The sequence below is a fragment of the Tepidibacillus decaturensis genome (genome assembly GCF_001561915.1).
GTDB lineage: Bacteria > Bacillota > Bacilli > Tepidibacillales > Tepidibacillaceae > Tepidibacillus_B > Tepidibacillus_B infernus.
In genome coordinates this window covers 465,703-489,563 of sequence record NZ_LSKU01000001.1, presented here as the reverse complement: position 1 = coordinate 489,563, position 23,861 = coordinate 465,703, and the positions used below count along the sequence as shown (strand labels likewise).

The window sequence follows — 23,861 nt, the reverse complement described above, 5'->3', positions numbered from 1 at the left end:
GGTTCACCCCCTTTCACTATTAACTAGTGAAGGGTATGTGTCCCTTCTATATGCTTGCTATAAGATTTTGTCTGCCACTTCTCCACTAAGGGGGGTGGCTGCTTTTTTCGGCTTGATGGCGGCTGGCCTGCTTTTGAGAAGAATACCAATAAAGAAATATTAACATTCTTTGTTCAAAAGGGTACTGAATCAGTTACAATTGACCCTTCAATTGCAGATTTAACAGGCAGAACATTAGAGTTTCTTGGCAATTATGCAAGGTTTAATTTGAATTACCCTAATATTATCAGGGCAGTAAAATGGTTGATTCGCAATCAAGAAAAGAATGGTTCCTGGTTTGGCAGGTGGGGAATAAGTTATATTTATGGAACCTGGGCTGCATTAACAGGTCTAAAAGCAGTGGGGCTTAGTTCAAATCATCCGACAATTAAAAAAGCCGCTAAATGGCTGTTAGAAATACAAAATGATGATGGCGGCTGGAGAGAATCCTGCAAAAGTGACATAGTAAAACAATATGTTCCGCTTAATGCAAGTACACCATCACAAACAGCCTGGGCATTAGATGCTTTAATTACTGTTTATGATAAGCCAACACCTGCTATTGATCAGGGTCTACAGCGTTTGATCGATTTTGGATCTGAAAATGATTGGCGAAGCTCATATCCTACGGGCGCCGGTTTAGCAGACGTGTTTTATACTAATTATCACAGCTAAAGATATATTTGGCCGCTACTTACTTTAAGCCATTATCAAAATAAATATACCAGGTAAGACCAAAGCTTCAACAGTTGAATTAAACGGATGATTAGGTGAAGCTTCTAAAAAAATTGGTTCATCATGTATATCTTCAGGCCTTATCCCCAGACCACACATAGATAAAAGAATAGCCACATCGAAATGTGGCATAATCCTTTTAATTTTTTGCTCCATTCACGCAAATCATCGGACATGTCAGTCCCGCGTATTTAAGCGGTTTTATAGCATCCGAATATGATCACTTAACAAGAAGCCATTAATGGAAGAGCTCGAAGCGTTTAAATTGGCTGCTTATTACTCTACATTACCATAATACCATTGCTCTCCTGAAGTCATTACCCGATAATGAATCACAATCAGATCATCTTCATTCCAATTAAGGGTGGTCGGGTCCTGTCTGACCAAGACAATGTTCAGGTTTGACCAATCACCGGTATTGACGGAACCTGTACTGGACAGTTCGGAGAGAGGAACGACCATTTCAATATCACCCGTATTGACATCCCACTGCGGGATTGTCATTCCGGAAAGATGTTTTTCAAATGTCCAGCTTCCGTTACTGACATGGAATTTAGCAAAATCTCCGGAATCGCTCCATCTGCTAACCATATATTGCATCGACCGATCCAGATTGCCGCCATATAATCCAGTAGTTAATGATTCGGCTGTACTGTGTTTGAAATCTTCGGCATAAACCGTCATGGCAAAACGGGGAGCCGTATTGTAGCCTGACAAGTGATGACTGGCATTTTTAATCCGTACATATAGATTATTGGCATCATTAGAGACATAGACCTTGGCAATATCTGTGTCATCGGAACCTGAATCAGAGTCACTTAAACGATCATGGTAATACGGGACATTGTTCCATTGAGCCAAATCATTAGCCACCGTTGTCGTAACGTTAATAGATTTATAGGCTCCTGCGTTAAATTGCGGAGGAATGACTCGTATATCCGCTTGATCCTCGTAAACCAATGCGGTAATCACAAACCATGCTCCTGTTACAGGCTCTACCATTGTACTGGGAAGAGGTTTCAATGAAATTCGTGATACGGCCTCTCCCTGGGCCATATAACCAACCGCTGTACGGGAGACAATCCATTTCAGATAATTTAATGCTGTTTGCTTTTCTCCCCGATATAAATGATGCAAAGCTGCATAAGCACTCATTTGTGGCCAGGAAGGTTCATCGCTTAACGCCTCATTCCCTCCGGGACTGTATGGAGAGGTGTAATAGAAATCATCCCCGTCATAACGGGCAATTCCGTAATTATCATGTTGCAGATTGGTTTTTATTTTATTTACGTGACTGTTTGCCCTTGAAGAATTGGCATCTATTACGCCGTAAACAATTAAAGCGTTAGATGACCCGTCTACCAAGGTTCGTGCTGTTCCATTAGTATTGACTGCACGATTATAATAACCATTGTTTACATTCCAAAGCCCTGACGGACTCCATGTATCATCCTTTTGAATATTGGAACGAATCTCACTCGCAGCACCGTTATAATCATCTGCCAGACTATTTAACCCCTTTGCTCTAGCCATATGCTGGGCAGCATCCAATCCTGCCACATACAAGGCTTGAGTAAATGCGTTATATTCAATTTGCTCTTCCCAGATGCTTGCATCTTCCTCACCAAAACCATAAGGGTCAGACCCTAAATTAGACCAGATAAAATCTGCAGATTTTTTGTACTTCGTCCAGATACTATTTAAGAAGGTGGTATCTCCGGTTAATTTATAATGCTGATAAGCACCGACAAGAAAAATTCCGATTGAATCGTGTTCAGGCTCAACAAAGGATACGTAATTGTTAGTCCAATAATCAAAGGTCGTTTTGAAAGTGCCGTCTGACTGTTGCCGATCTTGCAGCCAGTACCAGTATTTCTCCGCCTCATCGTAAAAACCTGCCTGATCGAGAACCATCGCAGTTACGGCCGAATCCCGTGCCCATACTTTATAACCGTAAGCAATCGGATTAGTCGTAGCAGGAGTTGCCCCATAAGTCGGGTTTGTTGCATTCTTAATTGTGATTAAAGCCCGTGTATAGGTTTTATTGATGCCGCCGTCAGCAAAATTAACGGTTTTTCCCTGACTGAGCCAACTGCTGTAAGTATTACTCGTCTGAGTAAACCAATAATCTGCTTTCTGGGATAAAGCACGATCAACCGAATTCTGAGCATTGGTTAAGCTATCCTGAACCGTTGCAACAAAGGAGACGGACACAGAACCTGATGCAGGAATGGTTACCTGATCCTGAAAAGCAACGCTGATATCTACCGCATATTCATCGGAATTATTTTTTACTGTTCCATTGTTATCGAAGGTATACCAAGCACTCACATCGTTTGCTCCCAAGTTGGACTCTGTATCATCCGCCACTTGGTAACCGTCTGCACTCTGGAAAGCACCTAAGGCGACATAATATTGACCTGAACTGGTCATATCGACAAACAGGGTATTTCTTGTGTTGTCATACCATCCATGATGAGTTTGATTCGTACTGCCCTTTGTCACATTATTGACATGGATCTGTTCCAAAAGATTAAAGTTAATAGAGGTTGCATTGTTATTTGTAAAAGTATACTTAGCAATCATAAAGTCCTCATTAGGCACCATGGCAAAATCTTTTTCAACCACAATGGGCAGATTGCTTCCGTTATAATCCAAATATTTGGTTTGAAGAATCCCGCCGTCATCATAATAAGCTTCTGAGGCAAAATTGTGCGGTTCTGTATATTTCACTGCATTGGTTTCATCACGAAAAAAAGCAGAGTAATCATGAATCTGATTCACGGTATAGTCGTCATCAATTCTCATTTCTCCAATTCTTGGACCATAATTTCCTGTATCCGTTTGAGCTAATTCGCTCGCCATCCATATATTTACTGCATCCTTCCAGTTATTCAAGTAGATGCTTGTTACTGACTGATCAGTGGGTAATGTATCTGTTGATGCTTGAGTAATTTGCAATGGAGCAAACAAGATGGAAGTAATAAGGATTACTGTAAGCATAAAGATCCAATACTTATTTTTCATGATTCGATCCATTTTTATCGTCCTCCTATTCTTTTCATACTATTATTGAATGTTAAGATGAAAATCTTCTCCTTCCCATCGATCCACATCATATTCCGGAATTCCGTTGTTATTGTCATCCCAAAGGAAGGTAAAATCAACCGTTGTTCCAGAAGTAAACGGACCAATTGAGATTTCATAATCTAAATTATCATTGGTGCTTCCATTCGTAACAAATGCGGTATCTTGGACATTTTGCCAGTTATTTACTCCCCAATGAACCCATCCGGGAAGCCCAACACGATAAGTAATGCGATAACCTGCAGGAGCAGAAGTGATTTGACGATCAAATTGCCAGATATAGGTTTTATCTAAATCTAAAGAATCCAGATTAATGGCTCCAACATTTGTAGCAGAATACCAAAGTACTATGGTATGGTATCCCTTGCTGAGATTTACCGTTAATTCACCGATCCCCCAATCATCCCAACTTCCTGTATGATTAAATTGAACCGTACCGGCATAATGGCCATCTACAAATACATCTCTTGCTGCATCACTTCCTCCATTTCCATAACGGAAGCTTAATACGTAATCATCATCGGCTGTCGCTTTGACGACAAAAGAAATCCCATCATTCACTTCAGCAAATTGATCAACAAACCCCGAGCCCGTATAACCCGTATGGTCTGTATCAACAGCAACATTGCTCAATATGGCTGTTTCAGCTTCATAGGTATCATTGGCTGGAACATGAAAGGAACGCTTCATGTAAATCATATCCCAGTATTTCAAAGAAGGTACAGTAAAAGAAACATATTTCCCATTACTGTCTGATCCAGTAGTAAAAGCTAATTCTTGGGTTTTTCCAAAATTAATATCCGGTGATGCAACATAAACATTGGATATGGTTTCATCAGTTCCAATATAAACCTTGGTTGTTAAATTACTTTTTTCCACTGGTGCAGATCCGCTGTTTCGCCATTCAGAATCATTTTGCGTAAGGTTAATTAAATGAAAAATGTTATAATCATTATTTCTTTTTTGAATCGCCCAGAGGGTATTACCGCTTCCATCTCCACTTACTGTTTCTCCTTGTATTTGAATAAACTGATTACCCGAATCATTTGCTATAACATCTTGATCAAAGAGTAAATTTTCATAAGCAGTAATAAAATTATAGTGATTTTTTAAACCTTGCTTTAAATCGTTTCTAATTGCTTTACTGGTGTTAGGATAATATTCGTGAGCAAGCATGCGATTATTCTCACCTAGCTCAATATGAGTAGCACCACTTGCTGCAAACGCAGCATCAGCTAATAGGACAGAATGTTTATCAAATGTACCTAAGGTTAAACTGTCTAAGTTAATAGCACCAGTATCAGAGGAATCGTATGCTAAAGTCACTGTATGTGTACCTTGCGTTAAATTTGCAGTATAATAGGTATCATGAGCCCAAGTATCCCAATTCGCTTGATTGGCAAAATATAACGTATCTTGTTTTACCCCATCAATGTATATGCTTCTTGTGCTCGTACCTCCCGTGCTGTTGCCAAAGCGAAATACCAGTGCATATTCCCCATCTTCTACGGCATCGATCGTAAACTTAACTTTATCTCCGTTTTCTGCAAATTGATCAACAAATCCTGACCCTGTATAACCTGTATGATCCGTGTCAACTGCTACATTGGTCAGAACCGCATCCTCCGCTTCGTACCGAGGACCAATATTTTCCTCGTAGTTCATATATGCTGCCAAAACAACGGCCTTATTGCCGCTTAATAAACGAATTTGTTCAATGTAGTTTTTCAAATCGATATAGTTATTCGATTTAAACCATATTTCACTGTATAAAAAGTCTACGTCTGCATGTTGGGCGATATCATTTGCTGCCCATCCGTCTACTGTACCATCAACGATATTAAATGTGATCTGATCTTTGTTGCTATTATTGGAAGTTAAACTGGCCTTTGCTTCATCCAAAAATGGGGAGAAACGCGTGGATAAATCAATAAGATTACCATAATAATCATAGACATTATCTCTTTGTCCCATTTGATCCACATGAATCCCGTCAAATCCTGCTGTATTTACAGCATCTAAATACTCCGGAATGATATAATTCTGCCAGTTTGCATTTTGGGGATCAAATAAATATAGATATTTTCCGCTATTGAAATCAACATCATATTGGTTGGTTGCACTGCTATCTTCATAGATTCCCCATGCAGGATCAATTCCATATTGGGTATAATCCTCTCGAGAAGCATATCCCATAGCATAGGCCATTGCTTTTCCGTTTACATCATGAACGGCACCAATTTGATTCTGAATGGTATCCCATGAAATTTCACGATCAAAAAGATCTAACCACGTGGGTTCTATTTGACCATTTGTCCGTTTGATAAATTTATCATGACGATACATCCAATCATAGAATTGCCATGCATTAATATGATAATCTTGAGCTAAAGTATTAATCTTTTCCTGACTCTGATGCAGAGTTTCATTCGGACTGAATTCAGAAATATAACCATAGCGAGGATATTTCGTCCAATCACTGGATACATCGATTGCAGTTGCTCCACTTGAGGATCCTGCGGTTACATAAACAAAATACCCTTGAAAATCGTTTAATGGAGATGTCCATTGGAAGGTCACTGTCGTCGAGCTTTCTTGAGGTAAAGAGATCAGCTGACTAGAGGTATACACTTGATTTTCTAAATGATATATCGTGAGGTAAACATTATCATTAAAAGCTGTTCCTGAATCGTTTGTCATTTCTACATTTATCGTGACTATTTCACCAGGACTGTATCTAGACTGGTTCGTGTAAACTCTATCAATGATTCCATCAGTTGCGGCATGTGCTTTTTGAATCATTTCTGATGTTAACGCGATCGAAAACAATAATACAAGAATTAAAAACAAAGAAATAAATGAATGTAAACTTTTTTTCATAATGGTATTTTACACCTCCATATGAAAGTAATCTTTTAATAAACATCCATGAACAACTCTAGTTACCACCTCCTTTCAAATCAATTTGGACAACGCTATTGAACAAATTCGATATAAACCATGTCCCAAATAGATAGGGTTGGAATCGTAAATTGAATCGCTTTTCCATGTTCATGAGAAACGATTTGATCATTTAGTTTAATCGGTTCGGTATTTTCAAAATCAGGGCTTGCTAAATATACTCCGTTCACCTCTTTTTCAATTAATACCGTACAGGTTATCTCCTTCTGTTTTTTTGGACGTTGTTTTTTTCCATGCTCCCAATAATCATCCTCTAATCCTACTAAATTAATAAGGTGAATGATTTGATAGTCTGGAAGTTGTTTCACCATCGTCCAAACCGTATTTACATCCCCATTAGGAGTATAAGCAGCTTCCCCTTGAAAGGAAATCTCCGTGTTAATTCCTCCGGTATATACAAAAGAAAGATCAACTAATTGATGATCGTATAATAGTTTTCCATATCGGACGATAAAGTCATAATATTTCCTTACTTCTTCAATAAAGATATTACTCATGGTGCCATAACTGGGATAATAGGCTTCCGTAAGCACTTTATTTTCTTCACCAATGAGAAGATGATAACCCCCGCTGGCAAAAATGGTTGCCATGGTCAGCAGAGCTCCATTTTCAGCAGCGGTTTGGTCATATTGGTCATATCCTTCCGTTTGTTTAAAGGATGGAAGATAGGCAGAAAGAATAACGTGCTTATCGTCGCTTAACTCACGTCCGCGATCGATTAAAGCTTTTAATTCCCGCAAGTGAATGACAGGGGGCCATACTTCAATATAGATGGCGTCTTGGTCAGCTTTTGCAGTGGTATGTACAGGGTAATTACTCACATTGTTAAATATCAGTCCGACTTCAGCATTTACCTCTTTTAAATGTTTTTTGTTTGATTGATTAATGCTGGATAACAATTTGCTAAATCAACCAATTCTTTTCTACCATTGACATGACGGAACGCTTTTTTAGGAAATCCATATTGATCCATATGAATTCCGTCAAAGCCTTCTTCCATCACTTTGCGAAATTCAGAAATCATATGTTTATTCCATGGGGAATCCGGAGATATGTCCATGATGTAAAAAATATCGATTAAATGATAGGGATCTCCGTTATTTTTGTACAATCCCCATTCCTTATGCTGTTCATGAAAATCCTTTAATGAAGCATACACTGCTCCATAGGCGAGGGCAGCCATTCCTTTTTCATGCAGGGCATTGATCTTTTCTCGAACCACAGGATAAGATAATGTGCGACCCATGGGATCAACGAAGTTTTCAGCAGGTGGAATCATGTTATCGTGTCTGTACATCCAATCATAAAATTGTATGATATTCAAATGAAATTTGTTTAGGGAATCAACATCGTTTAGCTGCCCTTTTTCATCTTGATGAAAATCACTTAAAAATCCATATCGAGGTGCCCTCCGCCAATGATCAACCACGTCCCATGCGGTCGATTTTTGGGCAAGATATTTTCCATTTGCAAACAGCTGAATATTCACACCAAACCCTTCCCAAATTTCATTTGGCACTTCAAATGGAATCGAAATCTGTTTAAAAATTGCTTTTTCTAAATATATCTCCATCTTTTCTTCCCATTCCAATTGATGGAGTCTTTTAAAAGAAACTTTGATCTGAATCATAGCCTCTTGATTACCCGCTATTTCCACGATTATGCTGCCTTGCTCTCTCGGATGATATTGTGCCTTATCCGGATATACATCCAAATGATGGATTTTGACTTGTCCCACCGTTTACACCACCTATTCTTTCGTAGTTCTTTCCTTTAGATAAACCATATCCCAATACTTCAAAGAAGGTATGGTAAATGTAATAAATTTCCCCTTGCCATCCTTTGCTGCTGTAAAAACCAACGATCGGGCACTTCCATGATCTTCGTCTGGTGTGGCAATAAACACTTTTTCGACAGGTTGATCTGTATAATATTTGACGTTAAGGTTTTTCATTTCTATCGGTTCTTTGTATTGACCAAAATCATCCCGCCATTGAAGTGATTGTTGATTGGTAAAGTTAATTAAATGAAGTATTTCATATCCTTTTTTGGCTTTAGTGAAATACCAAATTGCACCCTTTTCTGGATATTTGGATGCTTCATTCGCTTCTATGATTACATCTCTTTCAACAGATACCACCTGATCTCTTAACAGATTTTGATAAGCTACTAAAAAATCATAATAGTCATAGAGGGCTTTCTCAAGTTCCTCAGTCATGACTAAATGGTTATTTGGAAAATATTCCTTACTAAGCATTCCGGTATCTCCCAATTCAAAATGTGCTCCTCCAGAGGCAAATATCACTGCATCTGCTAATAGGACAGAAGCTTTATTAAACTGTCCAGGTTGATCTGCTTTTCTATAATTCATATAAGCCGCAAGGACAATCGCTTTATTTCCCTTTGTTAATCGGATATTTCGTTCAATTACTTGTTTTAATTGTCCGTAGGTGTTGATCGGATTCCATACTTCTGTATATAAAAAATCAACAGGGGATTGTGCAATCCGGATTTGACCGTAATCGTTCACTGCATTCATCACAAGAGGAACATGAAGTGTTTCTTTTGCTTTCTTTAAAAAAACCTCGTAGGTTTGATCTAACTCGATGATATGTCCTTGGTAATCATAAAGGCGTCCACGATCTCCAAGCTGATCCACATGCCAGCCGTCAAAGGGGAAGACCTGAAATACTTCTTCTTCCTTCTGCAGGATATAATGCTGCCATCCTTCATTTGCTGGATTCTGAAGAATAAGTTTACTGGTTGCCCAAGTATTCGGCAAAGGATGCCCATCCTGTAGTTGATGCATTGCATCCTTATATAATCCCCATTCCGGTTGAACTCCGTCCTGTTCGCTGAATTGATAAGCACCAAATAACAAGTTATAGTTCATCGCCATCATGTTTTTTTTATGGGCTTGATGAAGATATTCCATAACCGTTTCAACATTGATATCTCGATTTGCAATATCTTTCCATTTATTTAAAGGGTTCTGAACGGTTCCTGCTAAAGGTTGATGGTGTTTATACTGCCAGTCATAAAACTGCAGACCATTGATATGAAACCGATTTAATCGTTCAATGTTATTCCTTATTTCCTCCTTCGATAATTCCCCAAAGTTTGTAATATAGCCGTACCTGGGAAACTTTGCCCAGTCGGATGAAATATCAATGGCGGTATTACCTTTGTCTTTAAGTTCACCATCAGAAATAAACCAAGCTTCTACTAAATACCCCTTATAATCTTCTTTTGGAGAATTCCATTCCACCGATAAAGTCTTCTGCTCTCCATTTATAATTGTAAATCGATCGGATTCCAGTCTGGCTGCTTCTTCTCCCAAATGTTTAATCGTAATGATGATTTTCCCTTCTACATCCAATTCAGAGCGATTAGTTAGTCGGGTATAAATAACTGCTGTTTCTCCCGGTCCATACCTTGCCTGTTCTACATAAACATCATCAATCCATCTTCCTTTTTCTAATAGACGGTTGACTTCCAGGGACACATCTTGATGAAAAACAACATATAGACCGAAAAAGAAAAATAGGAATAAAAAAATAATGCGAAACAAAAGACCTAGATGTTTCTTCATAGCCATTATTATCCTTTCACCGCACCTTCACCTGTCGTGCTTTGAACAAATTTTTTCTGGAAAACGATAAAAATCAAAATAATCGGTATGATGGCAATGAGGGATGCTGCAAAAACTAGCCCCCATTTTGTCGCATGCTGCCCTTGGAACAGCTGCAGCGCAATCGGCAGCGTTCGCTTAGCCTCACTTTTTAAAATGGTTAAAGCAACAAAAAATTCATCCCATGCTCCTGAAAAGGCAAAAATGCCTAGTGTGGCCAAGGATGGTTTAGATAATGGGAGATAAATATGTCTGTAGATCGTCCACTTTCCGCCTCCATCAATAATCACCGATTCTTCCAGTTCCTTTGGGATCCTTTCAAAAAAACCTCTGAGAAAAAAGGTGTTTCCAGCAATTCCAGTTCCAACATAGAGCAATAATAACCCCCGATAGGTGTCGACGAGCCCCAAGCCTTTAATTACCGTAAATTGCGGAACGATGTTCAATACACCCGGCACCATCATCGTAAACAAAAACAATCGAAACAAGAATTCTTTTAAAGGAAATTGAAACCGAGCAAAAGCATAGGCGGTCATTGAAGAAAAGAAAAGAGCAAATACGGTAGTCGTGGAAGCAACAAATAAACTGTTTAGAAAATAACGTTGAAAGTTATTTTTATTCCAAGCTTCGGTATAATTGTGAAAAAATTTTTCTTCCTTCAACAGTTCATCAGGGTGAGGGAGTGAAAAAGTATCTTGTGTAAAAGAGGTTAAAACCATGTAAACAAAAGGGGTTAAAACCACAAATAACCCAATGATCAAAAGCAGATAAACGACAATTTTCCAAAACAATGCCATACCTCATCCCACCTAAAACTCAATTTTTTCTTTTCCTATGGTTTTTTGTTGTCCCCACGTAATTAGAAAAATCATAATTCCCATCAACACACTGATTGCTGAAGCATAGCCAAAATCAAAAAAGCTAAAGGCCTGCTTATACATATAGCTTAATAATACTTCTGTTCTGCCTAAAGGTCCTCCGTTTGTTATAAGCAATACCTGAATAAAAACGTTAAACGAACCAATGATTAAATTAATGATGACAAAAATCGTCGTTGGTTTTAATAATGGTAAGGTAATATATCGAAATACTTCTCCTGCCTTTGCACCATCAATTTCAGCAGCTTCATAAAAGTGTCTTGGAATGGATTGGAGTGCTGCCAGATAAATAACCATTACCCAACCTATACCTTTCCATATCCCCAGTGTCCATATCACGATCATCGCTGTCCATTCATTTTGCAGCCAGCTGATCGGATGAGATAATAAATGCAGCTTTTCATATAAAAGAAAATTAATAAGACCATATTTACCATCAGCAAATAAATATTTAAACAAGAACGAAACAACGACCCAGGACGTAATAACGGGAATATAATAGACCGTTCGAAAAAACACTTTATGTTTGATAAATTTGGCATTGATTAACGTGGCAATAAAAATCCCAAAAACCCATTGTCCCGGAACGGTGATAATACTGTACAAAAGGGTATTTCTTAATGCCAAAAATACCTTTTCATCATGGATGGCACGTATATAATTATCTAAACCGACAAAAGTACTTTCTTTCGGCAAAAGGACATTATATTCAAAAAAGCTCATATAAATCCCTTTAATTAAAGGAAAAACAACAAAAACGGCAACACCTAACAACCCTAAAAAAAGAAAGGGAAAGACATTCCACCATTGTTTAAGCGATAAGACCAGCGTTGAAAAAAGGGATTGCAACAATGATTTAATTTTTTGAAAGGATAATTTGATTTTTTTGGGTTTTTTTGCGAATCAATAGGAAACGGTGTTTTTGTCAAGGTTTTCCCCCCTTTGTACTTGTATGTTACAGTGGTTGTCAACAGTAGATCACTGCTAACAACCACTGTCCATGCTTATTTTAAAAATTCATCAATTTCTTTTGCCGCTTGATCTAATGCTTCTTTTGCTCCCATCTCTCCACGTACCGCTTTCCCAAAGGCAAGATCCAAAGACTCTTCTATTTTTACCCAATTTGGATGTGGTGTTCTTGGTTGGGCGGTTTTTAACTGTTCGATATATGGTTTAATGAATGGAACGGAAAGCACTTCTGTCGATCCGGCAGCTTGTTGATTGGTAGGAATTAATCCTGTTTGTGCCATGATCTTCTGCGGTTCTTCCGTCATCAAGAATTTCATGAAAGTCCAAGCTTCCTCCGGATGTTTTGTCGTATTAAACATAACTAAATCTTCCCCGCCAACGACAGATACACTTCCGCCATCTCCTTCAGGCATCAATGCAGGAGTAGTAATTTCTAATGCTTCATCACCTAATATGCTGTAAAACCAAGGACCGTCATCGATCATTAAATATTGTTCTTTCACACCATCCCAAGTTCCCGGTTCTCCGCCAAGTAGTGTAGGTGCGATCAATCCTTCGTTATTTAGCTCTACTATTTTTTCTAAAGCTGCAATACTCTCAGGACTGTTTAAATATCCCGATGCTTTTGTAAAATTCTCATCCGTTATTTTACCGCCTAGAGACCAGAAGTATGGTAATGAGCCCCAAGGTCCCGTTCCTCCAATACCAATTCCAAATTTACCCTTTGCTTTTAAAGCTTTTGATGCTTCAATCAATTGATCAAAAGTTTTAGGGGCTTCGGTTAAACCTGCTTCAGCCAATAACTCTTTATTGTATATAGCGACTTTTGTGTTCGTGTTAAGCGGCAAACCATAATATTTACCATTATAATAATTGGTTGCTAATGGTCCGGGAAATAATTGCCCGGATACATCTCCAAAACCATCCATATCATCTAAAGACATTAAAGCGCCTAACTTAGCAAATTCTGGTACCCAAATGATATCCATTCTCATCAAATCCGGTGCTGCATCACCGGCAACCCCTGCAATAACTTGCTGTTTTAGCCCTTCATAAGGCATTCTCGTAGATGTTACTTTTATATTTGGATATTTTTCTTCAAACAATGGAAGTACCTGTTCGTTAAAAATAACTTCTTCTGTATCACTGTAGGTATGCCAGAATTCAATCGTAACCGGTTCTTTTATCGTTTCTTCCTGATTAGATGCATTCGTCTGTTCATTCCCGGTGTTATTTCCTTCTGTTGTTTCTTCCGACTTGGCACAACCAAATGAAATGGCTGCCATACTGACAATAAGTAAGGTGATCAACATAAATTGAAAAAACCTTTTCATTATTTCCCCTCTTTTCTAATACTTTCATTTTTTTTACATGCTCGAATAGAATCAGATACATGGCGTGGGACCATAGTAACGGCTTTGCAACCGGTCCCCATAAATTGACCCATTGATCAATATAAGCTTCATCGTTCACATGATGTAATACCTGTTCAGTCATTAAACCTTGTTCATCAGCTTGGCTTTCTACCCACTGCAGTTGCTTCTGTGCTTCATCGATTCTGCCTACTGATGCGTAATACCACCCTAACCAACTGGACAACAGTAACCATTCTCCACCACCATAATAGGTATCTTCAGGAAATCGATGAACACCTCCCTTATGTAATAATTTTTCTTCTATCACTTTTACTGTATTTACCATGTATTCCTCATCAAGAGAAAACACTTGAAAAGGAATACTTAACCAAAGCAAACTTGCATCTACGCTGGTTGAACCGATGTACTTCACAAAACGATTTTCATAAATGGCATGTTTTAATAGAAAATCTTTAATATGAGCAGCGGTTTGAGCAATATCTTCTCTTTGCAGAAATTCATTAATGGAACTTAATCCCCCGTAAATTGCCGCCAATGTAGAAGGATGGATTTTATCTTCATTTTCTTCCCAACAATCACTGTTCGGAAAATGCCAAAACGTGATTAAATAATGGATGGTATCTTCGACACTTTGTTTAAATTGCTCTAACAAATGATTATTACCTGTCAACTTGATATGTTCACTTAATCCCCACCGCCAAGTTCCATATCCATCCAATTGAAAATTAGGCCACTCATCCTTGGCTTCTAAACCTTCTAAAGTATAACGACAAGGCAAAAAATCTTTAGCTTCCAGTTTTTCACCTGCTTGATATTTTAAATAAAGTTTTTTCAGTTTTGGTTGATTTCTTATGATCGTATGATGTACCCACTGATAAAACCGTCTTGCTGAATCATGTTCAGAAACCATATCCATCGCATAGGCAATAAAAGAGCCGTCTCTAAGCCAACTATATTGATAATTATCAAAGTTAGGACTTGCGATATATGCTCCGGATGGATGTTGATTTTGCTTAATTACATGCAGGCTTATTTGTTTTAAATTCAATATCCTTTCACCTCTCATCTTTTTTTACAGGCTAATCTTTTAAACGTAAACGTTTACTAAAGAAAAAAATAATAGAACGTAAGCGTTTACGTTGTTTAAAAATAAAAAGATAAAAAACAAAATCTCTTCTATTGTTCTATTCTTTTAACGGATTGCCTTTCGATAATTTTATGTGGAATAATACGACTTTCCACGGTTTGTCCTGTATTGATCATTTTAAAAAGCATTTTCGTCGCGATTTCCCCCATTTCATATAACGGCTGAGCCACTGTGGTCAGTGGAGGAATAGACATTTCTGCTACTTTTAAATTATCATAACCGATGATGGATATATCGTCAGGAACCTTCCATCCATGTTTATTAGCAACAGATAGGGCACCGATTGCAATTTCATCACTTGCAGCAAATACGGCAGTAATATCATGCATTTCATTTATGATTTGTTCCATACCCATCATACCTGTTTTATAACCAAAATCGATTCCGTAGGTAATTCTTTGTTCATCAACCATAAGCCCATAATCTCGTAAAGCCTGCTTATATCCTTCCACCCTGGGAACTCCTGCGATTGGATCATCTTTTGTTCCGCTGATCATTGCAATTCTTTCATGTCCATTCATAATTAAAAATTCAGTAGCACTGTATGCAGCATGCTTATCATCTACTTTCACGTAAGGCAACGGATAACGATAGGAAGCCGTTGAAATAAGAACGATTGGAATATCCATTTCTATCATCGCATCATAGTATTCTTTTTTTAATACTTCACTGGTAAAAATAATACCGTCAACCCTTTTTTCGTTTAAAACTTGCAGATATTTTATTGTGCGTATTCCATTAGAGTCTGTATTACATACTATGACACTATGGTCAGATTCATGAGCAGTATCTTCAATTCCATTGAGTATTTCTGCGGCAAACAAACTTGATACATTAGGAAGTAACACACCTAAGGTTTTTGTCTTTCTACTCACTAATCCCCTTGCTACTGCGTTTGGTTGATATCCTAATTCTTCAATTACTTTTAGTACTCTTTTCTTTGTTTCTTCAGAGTAACCCGGAAGTCCATTTAGTATGCGAGATACTGTTGCTGTAGATACATTCGCTTTTTTTGCTACATCTTTTATAGTTGGATTCATCAGTGATTTCACTCTTCCTACGTAAACGTTTAACTACAGCTTAATGATAACCTCTGAAGAATTAATTAGTCAATATCTTTTTTCTAAATTTATTAAAAATTTAAACTAGTTTTTTTATCTATAATCAAAAAAAACTGTTAAGACACAATACTATCTTAACAGGGAAAATTCTTTTCTATCTGCAAAATGATTTTTTTCTTACACTTCTACTCTACATTACCATAGTACCATTGCTCACCTGATGACATTACACGGTAATGAATAGCCATGACATCATCTTCCGACCAATTAAGTGTATTCGAATCCTGTCTTACCAACACAATATTCAGATTGGACCAATCTCCGATACTTACTGACCCGGTGCTGGATAATTCAGAAAGGGGAATAACCATTTCAATGTCCCCTGTATTTACATCCCATTGCGGAATCGTAACTCCGGTAAGATGTTTATCAAATGTCCAGCTTCCATTATTCACATAGAATTTAGCAAAATCATTGGAATCACTCCATCTGCTAACCATATATTGCATCGGGCGATCCAAGCTTCCGCCATATAACCCTGTATTTTTTGATTCCATCGTACTATGTTTAAAATCTTCAGCATAGACCGTCATGGCAAAACGGGGAGCAGTATTGTAGCCGGACAAATGATTGCTGTCATTTTTAATCCGTACATATAGATTGTTGGCGTCATTGGTATTATATACTTTTGCAATATCTGTATCCCCTGAAGATGATTCGCTGTCATTTAGTTGGTCATGATAATATGGAACATTGCTCCATTGAGGTAAATCATTAGCCACCGTAGTCGTTACATTAATTGTCTTATACGCTCCTGCGTTAAACTGCGGAGGAATAATACGTAAATCTGCCTGATCTTCATAGGTTAAAGCCGTAATAATAAACCAAGCGGCTGTCACAGGTTCTACCATTGTACTGGGAAGAGGTTTTAATGTAACTCGTGATACGGCCTCTCCCTGAGCCATATATCCCACAGCCGTCCGAGAAACGATCCACTTTAGATAATTTAAAGCCGTTTGTTTTTCTCCTCGATATAAATGGTGCAGTGCAGCATAAGCGCTCATTTGCGGCCAGGTAGGTTCGTCACTTAACGCTTCATTTCCAGCAGGGCTAAATGGTGCTGTGTAATAGAAGGTATCCCCATCATAACGTGCAATTCCAAAATTATCGTGTTGCAGATTGGTTTTTATTTTGTTTACATGACTGTTTGCCCTTGAGGAATTCGCATCTACCACGCCGTAAACAATCAAGGCATTGGATGAACCGTCTACTAAAGTTCTCGGCGTTCCATCCAAATTAACTGCACAATTGTAGTAGCCATTATTTACGTTCCAAAGTCCAGGAGGATTCCATGTAACATCTTTTTGAATGTTAGAACGAATTTCACTGGCTGCACCGTATAATCATCTGCCAAGGTAAATAACCCCTTAGCTCTAGCCATATGCTGTGCAGCATCTAATCCTGCTACATACAATGCCTGAGTAAAGGCATTATACTTGCATCCTCTTCACCAAATCCGTAAGGATCAGAGCCTACATTGGACCAGATAAAATCTGCCGACTTTCTGTACTTATCCCAGATATTATTTAAGAAAGTGGTATCACCTGTCAATTTATAATGCTGATAAGCACCTACTAAAAAAATACCAATGGAATCATGCTTTGGTTCTACAAAAGGTACATATTGTTCGTCCAGTAATCAGAGGTTGTTTTAAACGTGCCATCCGACTCTTGACGATCCTGCAGCCAATACCAATATTTTTTTGCTTCGTCGTGGAAGCCCGCTTGATCCAAGATCATTGCGGTTACAGCAGAATCACGTAACCATACCTTGTAGCCATAGGCTATTGGATTGGTTGTTGCCGGAGTAGCTCCATATGTCGGATTCGTTGCATTTTTTATCGTTACTAAGCCTCGAGTATAGGTCTTATTAATTCCATCATCGGCAAAATTGATTGTTTTTCCTTGGCTAAGCCAATTACTGTAGGCCGTAGTCGTTTGCTGAAACCAGTAGTCAGCCGTTTGGGATAAAGCTCTGTCTATTGCACTTTGCACATTCGTCAAATTATTTTGCACGGTAGATACAAAGGAAATCGATACAGAATCTGAGGCCGGGATGGTTATTTCATCCTGAAAAGCAACGCTGATATCTACCGCATATTCATCGGAATTATTTTTTACTGTTCCATTATTATCGAAGGTATACCAAGCACTCACATCGTTTGCTCCCAAATCTGATTGGGTATCATCAGCCACCTGATAACCGTCAGCAGTTTGAAAAGCCCCTAAAGCAACGTAATATTGACCAGAACTGGTCATATCTACAAATAGGCTATTTCTGTTGCTATCATACCAACCATGATGAACTTGGTTGCTTCCGCCTTTGGTAATATTATTGACGTGAATCTGCTCCAATAGGTTAAAATCAATGGAGGTTGCATTATGATTGATAAAGGTATATTTAGCAACCATAAAGTCTTCATTAGGGACCATCGCATAATCCTTTTCGATAATAATAGGCAACGAATTACCGCTGTAGTCCAAATATTTCGTATGAAGAATTCCACCTTCATCATAATAAGCTTCTGAGGCAAAATTGTGCGGTTCTGTATATTTCACTGCATTGGTTTCATCACGAAAAAAAGCAGAGTAATCATGAATCTGATTCACGGTATAGTCGTCATCAATTCTCATTTCTCCAATTCTTGGACCATAATTTCCTGTATCCGTTTGAGCTAATTCGCTCGCCATCCATATATTTACTGCATCCTTCCAGTTATTCAAGTAAATGCTTGTTACTGACTGATCAGTGGGTAATGTATCTGTTGATGCTTGAGTAATTTGCAATGGAGCAAACAAGATGGAAGTAATAAGGATTACTGATAGTATGAAAATCATGTACTTGTTTTTAAAAAAAAGATATATTCTTTTTCCTCCTTCTACACTTTGTTTATTAAAACTCCATCTGAATTAGTCTTGCTTTATTGTTTGGAAATAATCACATCATCAATTTGCAGGGAAGTGTAGCCGTCTGCATTAAGATAGAAACCTAAATCAAGCTGTCCGCTTGTAATATTTACCGTTGTATTTATCTGCTGCCAATTGGAATTTGGCGAAAAGTTAATATTGATTTGGCTATCGCCGTAATTACTTAATTACATTCTTGCATAAGTAGGATCAACACCTGAATAGGCTTGTAGTTTTACCCATGTACTTATATTGTAGCTGCCATTTGGTAAGTTATTAATTATTTGATGAACGCTTTGTTGATAGGGTGAAGTATTCCAGAAATAGAGTTTATAATTCCCGCTATGAACATCATACGAGTCAACTCCGTAGGAAGCTGATGGGTGCCATTCTGTCCAACCTGTTATATCTCCTGTTTCAAATCCGGGATTGACAACACGATTGACTGGTTGAGGAGTACGGTTATTTAATTCAATATAATCTAAATTAAATGCGCCTGTATCATCTGAATTACGAGCAATAGTGATTAAATTTAATCCTTGGGAAAGAGGAATGGTGATACTTGCATTTCCCCAAGTATCCCAGTTACTAAGATTGGGTAATGAAATTTTTCCGGTATCAAGTATATTGCCGGAAGCATCATTTACAGTATAGGAAGCTGTACTGGTATAACCCATTGCGTTTCCATACCTGACATTTAAATTATAATTGCCTGAACTAGCTGCATTTACAGAAAAGACAACATTTGCACCTTCTGATCCTGATTCCAGTTTGTCAATAAATCCTTCCCCTGAATATCCGGTATGATTATTGTTAAAGTGAGCCCCATTTTGGAAAGCTGCTACCTCTGCTTCATATCGATTTATCGTCGGATCAGGATGGTTCGGAATAATTTTTACTATACTTACATCATGCAGATTAAGGGTTACAGTTTGGTTGGTTTTAAATCCAAGATCAGTATGCAACCATAAATCTCTTACAGAAGCTCCATTTGTAAGTCCTAATATGGAAGCAAAATCTATCGACTGAGTTTTCTCGTAATCAGATCGGTTAAATATTGCAGCCACCCAGTTTCTGTCAGAAGTCTGTCCTATCCATCGTTCACTGTCACGGCTTCCTGTATCTGGATAACCTGATGTTTCTGGTTCATAGGGATTTCCATTATAATATATTGGTTTTCCTACAAATCCATCCTGATGTAACGCAATTAATTCCGTGTTTTGATAATATTTTGCATTATCTCCTATAGTGTCATATTGATCAGCAATCGCAATAGGGGAGCCTGCCATGGTAAATAAAGATACAGCAGATTTTCTTTCATTATCTGCATAAGAGCCGGAAAATGTATTCATTCTCAAAAAATCTCCATCTAGAATCATAGACCTTCTGCCGGCTATGTCTGAAAAACCGGTAAACCCTTGAAATGGATTGGCCCACTGTGACCAATGATCCTGCCAAGTTTGCCTCAAATCCCCAAAGCTGCCTTGACTGATATGTGTCCATCCGCCTGTAGCCGTGTCATTATCGATTCGAATCATATCTCCATATTTCATTTCTACTTCTGCATGATTATAGAGATTTGGCATTACAAGACTAATGGTCATATCCGTACCGGCAGCTTCTTCAATCCAGCTTAATGCCGTTTCGTAATTCACGGAACCATGAGCAATCGCCCCGTCAGGGGCACCTACCTCAGTACCTGACTCATACCAAGATAAAAAATCAACACGTAAAAATATAACCCCCATATTTTTAAAATAATTCACGTATCCTTGTACAAATTCTTTAGTTCCTGGTTTTGTTACATCTACCCAGTAAAGCTGTTTTGCTGGATCCGGATTTCCATTAAAAAAATCTCCGGAAGTTACTATACTACTAATAGGTATATCTGTTCCAATCACTTTTTTTGTAGAATCATTTACAGCAGCTTGAGTTACCCATAACGGGTTATAATAAACTCCCATTTTCAAACCTTTTTGCTCAACATAATTTACCTAATATTGCCAGTCATGTGTCCACGAGTCATTATAACTAAGTATATAGCCATTTTCATTAGTTAACGTTGACCCTTCAATCCAGCCGTCCGTGCTGACCATTTCGTAGCCGTAAGATTTAAAATTGTCAGCGATCCAGTCAATGTTTGCTTGCCAGCGCGATTCTGTTAATGCCGTATCCGTAGTAAACGGATACTCATAACCAATCCAATACATCGGACCTGAACCCTCCCGTGTAACTGCACTATCTCTGGCGTAAGCAGTTTCAATGACTACAGAAAACAAAAGCAATAAAGCTAACATAAGAGTAACTGTTCGACCAGCAATTTTCTTTACTCTACAAACTGACATTTACATCCCTCCATACTCTAGAATTAAGGAAGATTTCATGAAACGATAGGGATTTGTATATTGCATGAAAGCGACTTTCGAGAGTTGTCTTCTCTCATATTCTTTTAATCATAGAAGGCAACGAACGACGGAGCCAAAATGTAATATACAAATCTATAAATAGTTTAGCGTAATTATAATTTTTTCCATGGTTTATAAACACAGACAATATTGAGGTTTATAAACACAGACAATATTGAACAAATAGGTGGAAAAATTTGCGATCAATATTTTCCACCTTAGTGAACAATTTATTCTGTGTTTCTTTAAAATTTTAATTTCTAAAATAAAGTAAGGAGGTGTACCCTTGTGTTTAACAAAATAAAATTTAAACAAGCCTTAACCTATATTTCTTTTGTAGGTCCAGCATTTTTGGTATTTAGCGTTATCGTATTAATTCCATTTGTTTTAGGGATGTACTATTCCTTTACGAATTGGAACGGGGTGTCAGGCACAATTGAATGGGTGGGACTGGATAATTTTATCCAAATCTTTAAAAATGATTTGCAAGTTAGAAATTCTTTCTTATTTACGCTCAAATTGACATTGGCATCCGTATTTTTAACCAACCTGTTAGGGTTCTTGTTAGCATTGGCATTAACTCAGATGCTTAAAACAAAAAATATCTTGCGAACGGTCTTCTTCGTACCCAATTTAATTTCCGGTCTTCTATTAGGATTTATCTGGCAATTTATTTTTGTTAAAGGTTTTGCATCAATAGGACAGATCACAGGTTTATCTTTTTTTCAATTACCCTGGTTAGGTGATGCAAAAACCGCTTTTTGGGGGATTGTGATCGTAAGCGTATGGCAAGGTGCCGGATACATCATGGTGATCTATATTGCATCCTTATTGAATATACCTAATGAAGTGATCGAAGCGGCTCGAATTGACGGAGCAAGCGGTTGGAACTTATTAAGATATATTATTTTACCTTTAATCAGGCCGGCGATTACCATTTGTTTATTTTTAACAATTGCCTGGTCATTTAAAATCTTTGATCTCAATTTCTCGTTAACAAACGGGGGACCGTTTAAATCGACAGAATCTCTGGCAATCAATATCTATACGGAAGCCTTTGTCAACAATCGTTATGGATTAGGTGCCGCCAAAGCGTTCCTGTTTTTTATCATTGTGGCTACAATCACAACTATACAAGTTCTATATACCAAGAAGAAGGAGATTGAAGCTTAATGGAACAGAGATATACAAAGCGAACTTTTCTTCTGGAGATTTTAACGATTTTATTAGGGTTAATCTTTTTAATCCCCTTTTATTTTATTATTATTAATTCATTAAAAAGTTTTTCAGAGATTCTGTTAAACACGGCTGCATGGCCTAAAGAATTTCAATGGAATAATTATGCGGAAGCATGGAAACGTCTTCAATATCCAAAGGTATTTCTAAACTCTCTTTTAATTACGGTGTTTAGTAACCTGGTAATCGTAATTTTTAATTCAATGGCTGCTTATCGTTTGGTCAGATCCCCAAATAAAATCAGCAAAATCATCTTTATTTTATTTATTTCGGCTATGGTGATTCCCTTTCAGTCCATCATGATTCCGTTGGTTCGGGTGACCAGTCAGTTAGGGTTGTTAAACAGTATCCCGGGTATTGTGATCATGTATCTTGGACTTGGAGCAGGGTTCTCTATTTTTCTTTATCACGGATTTATTAAAGCAATCCCCCGTGAAATTGAAGAGGCCGCCATTGTTGACGGATGTTCTTCGTTTTGTGTGTTTTGGCGAATCGTATTTCCGCTTTTAAAACCGATTACCGTTACAATCGTGATTTTAAACAGTTTATGGATTTGGAATGACTTTCTGTTGCCTTTATTAGTGCTTCAAGAGCAAAACTTAAGAACTATCCCGTTAGCTACGTTTTTCTTCTTCGGCCAATATACGAAGCAGTGGGACTTGGCATTGGCAGCCTTAATTTTAGGGATTATTCCCCTTCTTATCTTTTTCTTCTTTTTGCAACGTCATATTATTAAAGGGATAACGGCAGGGTCAATCAAATAAAGAATCATCAATATTTTCCACTTATTTGAACAATATCTTACGTGTTAGAAGTGATGCATGCTTTATATAATGAGGTTGAAAAAAATTGATTATTTTAGGGGGTCAAGTCTGAAATGATTACTTGAAGTAGTATTCTATAAAAAAAGGCATAGCAAACAAGCCATCGATCGATGACTTTATTAGAAATATTTGGTTAATAAAACTTTAAGTAGTTGTAACTGCCATCACTCGAAAACCTTGACTTTTAGCTAGTAGAATTGCTTGTTCTACTGTGATCTCACGGTTTACTGGAAGTACATCGGATTTTTTGTACAATTCAGGATTATAGGGTTCTTTCTTTTTGAGAATATGGTATATCGCTGTTAAAAGCATTCGTGCTATCGCAATAATCGCTCGTTTGTGACCACGACGTTTTTTAAGCCTTAAATAGCGGTTTCGAATTTCGGGATGTTTTTCACTTTTGACTACCGCAGTCGCACACTGTACCAAAAGAGGCTTTATGTAGCAGCCAGCTCTCGAAATTCTTACTGACTTTTCCTTGCCGGCACTCTCATTATTGGTGGGAGTCAGTCCTGCCCAGGAACATAAATGCTTAGCTGTTGGGAA

At 37.8% G+C, this 23,861-nt stretch carries 18 protein-coding genes and 1 pseudogene; 3 read left to right on the top strand and 16 right to left on the bottom strand.

The window, feature by feature from the left end; all coding sequences use genetic code 11:
- Positions 1-114: 114 nt before the first annotated feature.
- Positions 115-714, top strand: a pseudogene (locus U473_RS02310) (squalene--hopene cyclase); the annotation flags it as partial.
- Positions 715-738: 24 nt separating this feature from the next.
- Here U473_RS02310 and U473_RS14875 read toward each other — a convergent pair.
- The 15 genes from U473_RS14875 to U473_RS02240 form a co-directional block, all read right to left on the bottom strand.
- Positions 739-930 (bottom strand): hypothetical protein, encoded by a 192-nt coding sequence (locus U473_RS14875; RefSeq protein WP_068722962.1) that lies wholly within the window; start codon positions 928-930, stop codon positions 739-741.
- 120 nt (positions 931-1,050) lie between these two features.
- On the bottom strand, positions 1,051-3,813 hold the full coding sequence (locus tag U473_RS02300) for a glycoside hydrolase family 15 protein (protein ID WP_068722961.1): 2,763 nt from the start codon (positions 3,811-3,813) through the stop codon (positions 1,051-1,053).
- A 30-nt stretch (positions 3,814-3,843) separates the two neighbouring features.
- Positions 3,844-6,741 (bottom strand): glycoside hydrolase family 66 protein, encoded by a 2,898-nt coding sequence (locus tag U473_RS02295; RefSeq protein ID WP_068722958.1) that lies wholly within the window; start codon positions 6,739-6,741, stop codon positions 3,844-3,846.
- Positions 6,742-6,836: 95 nt separating this feature from the next.
- Positions 6,837-7,721 (bottom strand): glycoside hydrolase family 66 protein, encoded by an 885-nt coding sequence (locus U473_RS14115; protein ID WP_082732326.1) that lies wholly within the window; start codon positions 7,719-7,721, stop codon positions 6,837-6,839.
- Positions 7,682-8,560, bottom strand: a complete 879-nt coding sequence (locus tag U473_RS14110; protein ID WP_082732325.1) for a glycoside hydrolase family 66 protein — start codon at positions 8,558-8,560, stop codon at positions 7,682-7,684. Before U473_RS14110 ends, U473_RS14115 begins: the two co-directional genes overlap by 40 nt.
- Positions 8,561-8,572: 12 nt before the next feature.
- A complete protein-coding gene (locus tag U473_RS02285) occupies positions 8,573-10,414 on the bottom strand; it encodes a glycoside hydrolase family 66 protein (RefSeq protein WP_161937268.1) in 1,842 nt (613 codons plus the stop codon).
- Between the two features lie 8 nt (positions 10,415-10,422).
- Positions 10,423-11,250, bottom strand: a complete 828-nt coding sequence (locus U473_RS02280; RefSeq protein ID WP_068722954.1) for a carbohydrate ABC transporter permease — start codon at positions 11,248-11,250, stop codon at positions 10,423-10,425.
- A 12-nt stretch (positions 11,251-11,262) separates the two neighbouring features.
- Positions 11,263-12,054: a carbohydrate ABC transporter permease gene (locus U473_RS02275; RefSeq protein ID WP_082732565.1), complete on the bottom strand. Its 792-nt coding sequence runs from the start codon at positions 12,052-12,054 to the stop codon at positions 11,263-11,265.
- A gap of 281 nt (positions 12,055-12,335) precedes the next feature.
- Entirely contained in the window at positions 12,336-13,634 is a 1,299-nt protein-coding gene (locus U473_RS02270) for an extracellular solute-binding protein (RefSeq protein ID WP_201024125.1), read from the bottom strand.
- Positions 13,531-14,724, bottom strand: a complete 1,194-nt coding sequence (locus U473_RS02265; protein ID WP_068722952.1) for a glycoside hydrolase family 15 protein — start codon at positions 14,722-14,724, stop codon at positions 13,531-13,533. Before U473_RS02265 ends, U473_RS02270 begins: the two co-directional genes overlap by 104 nt.
- 128 nt (positions 14,725-14,852) lie before the next feature.
- Positions 14,853-15,863, bottom strand: coding sequence for a LacI family DNA-binding transcriptional regulator (locus U473_RS02260; protein WP_068722950.1), 1,011 nt, complete (start codon positions 15,861-15,863; stop codon positions 14,853-14,855).
- A gap of 206 nt (positions 15,864-16,069) precedes the next feature.
- On the bottom strand, positions 16,070-17,179 hold the full coding sequence (locus tag U473_RS02255; RefSeq protein WP_068722948.1) for a hypothetical protein: 1,110 nt from the start codon (positions 17,177-17,179) through the stop codon (positions 16,070-16,072).
- A 372-nt stretch (positions 17,180-17,551) separates the two neighbouring features.
- Positions 17,552-18,781, bottom strand: a complete 1,230-nt coding sequence (locus U473_RS02250; protein ID WP_068722946.1) for a glycoside hydrolase family 15 protein — start codon at positions 18,779-18,781, stop codon at positions 17,552-17,554.
- Between the two features lie 257 nt (positions 18,782-19,038).
- A complete protein-coding gene (locus U473_RS02245) occupies positions 19,039-20,814 on the bottom strand; it encodes a CBM35 domain-containing protein (protein WP_068722944.1) in 1,776 nt (591 codons plus the stop codon).
- Between the two features lie 30 nt (positions 20,815-20,844).
- Complete coding sequence (locus U473_RS02240; RefSeq protein ID WP_068722939.1) at positions 20,845-21,195, bottom strand: hypothetical protein; 351 nt, start codon at positions 21,193-21,195, stop codon at positions 20,845-20,847.
- A gap of 348 nt (positions 21,196-21,543) precedes the next feature.
- Between U473_RS02240 and U473_RS02235 the strand changes: the two genes are divergently transcribed.
- Together U473_RS02235 and U473_RS02230 are read left to right on the top strand one after the other, a co-directional pair.
- A complete protein-coding gene (locus tag U473_RS02235) occupies positions 21,544-22,428 on the top strand; it encodes a carbohydrate ABC transporter permease (RefSeq protein WP_068722937.1) in 885 nt (294 codons plus the stop codon).
- Positions 22,428-23,255, top strand: coding sequence for a carbohydrate ABC transporter permease (locus U473_RS02230; RefSeq protein ID WP_068722935.1), 828 nt, complete (start codon positions 22,428-22,430; stop codon positions 23,253-23,255). Before U473_RS02235 ends, U473_RS02230 begins: the two co-directional genes overlap by 1 nt.
- A 204-nt stretch (positions 23,256-23,459) precedes the next feature.
- On the opposite strand, the gene U473_RS02225 is transcribed toward U473_RS02230, so the two are convergent.
- Positions 23,460-23,861, bottom strand: a 402-nt coding sequence (locus U473_RS02225; protein WP_153012065.1) for a transposase, incomplete at its 5' end; no start/stop codon positions are given.

Bases quoted from the DNA above. Each gene is read 5' to 3' on its own strand.
- U473_RS14875 (WP_068722962.1), bottom strand. From the start codon at position 930: ATGGAGCAAAAAATTAAAAGGATTATGCCACATTTCGATGTGGCTATT.
- U473_RS02300 (WP_068722961.1), bottom strand. From the start codon at position 3,813: ATGGATCGAATCATGAAAAATAAGTATTGGATCTTTATGCTTACAGTA.
- U473_RS02295 (WP_068722958.1), bottom strand. From the start codon at position 6,741: ATGAAAAAAAGTTTACATTCATTTATTTCTTTGTTTTTAATTCTTGTA.
- U473_RS02285 (WP_161937268.1), bottom strand. From the start codon at position 10,414: ATGAAGAAACATCTAGGTCTTTTGTTTCGCATTATTTTTTTATTCCTA.
- U473_RS02280 (WP_068722954.1), bottom strand. From the start codon at position 11,250: ATGGCATTGTTTTGGAAAATTGTCGTTTATCTGCTTTTGATCATTGGG.
- U473_RS02275 (WP_082732565.1), bottom strand. From the start codon at position 12,054: ATGAGCTTTTTTGAATATAATGTCCTTTTGCCGAAAGAAAGTACTTTT.
- U473_RS02270 (WP_201024125.1), bottom strand. From the start codon at position 13,634: ATGAAAAGGTTTTTTCAATTTATGTTGATCACCTTACTTATTGTCAGT.
- U473_RS02260 (WP_068722950.1), bottom strand. From the start codon at position 15,863: ATGAATCCAACTATAAAAGATGTAGCAAAAAAAGCGAATGTATCTACA.
- U473_RS02250 (WP_068722946.1), bottom strand. From the start codon at position 18,781: ATGATTTTCATACTATCAGTAATCCTTATTACTTCCATCTTGTTTGCT.
- U473_RS02245 (WP_068722944.1), bottom strand. From the start codon at position 20,814: ATGGGAGTTTATTATAACCCGTTATGGGTAACTCAAGCTGCTGTAAAT.
- U473_RS02240 (WP_068722939.1), bottom strand. From the start codon at position 21,195: ATGTCAGTTTGTAGAGTAAAGAAAATTGCTGGTCGAACAGTTACTCTT.
- U473_RS02230 (WP_068722935.1), top strand. From the start codon at position 22,428: ATGGAACAGAGATATACAAAGCGAACTTTTCTTCTGGAGATTTTAACG.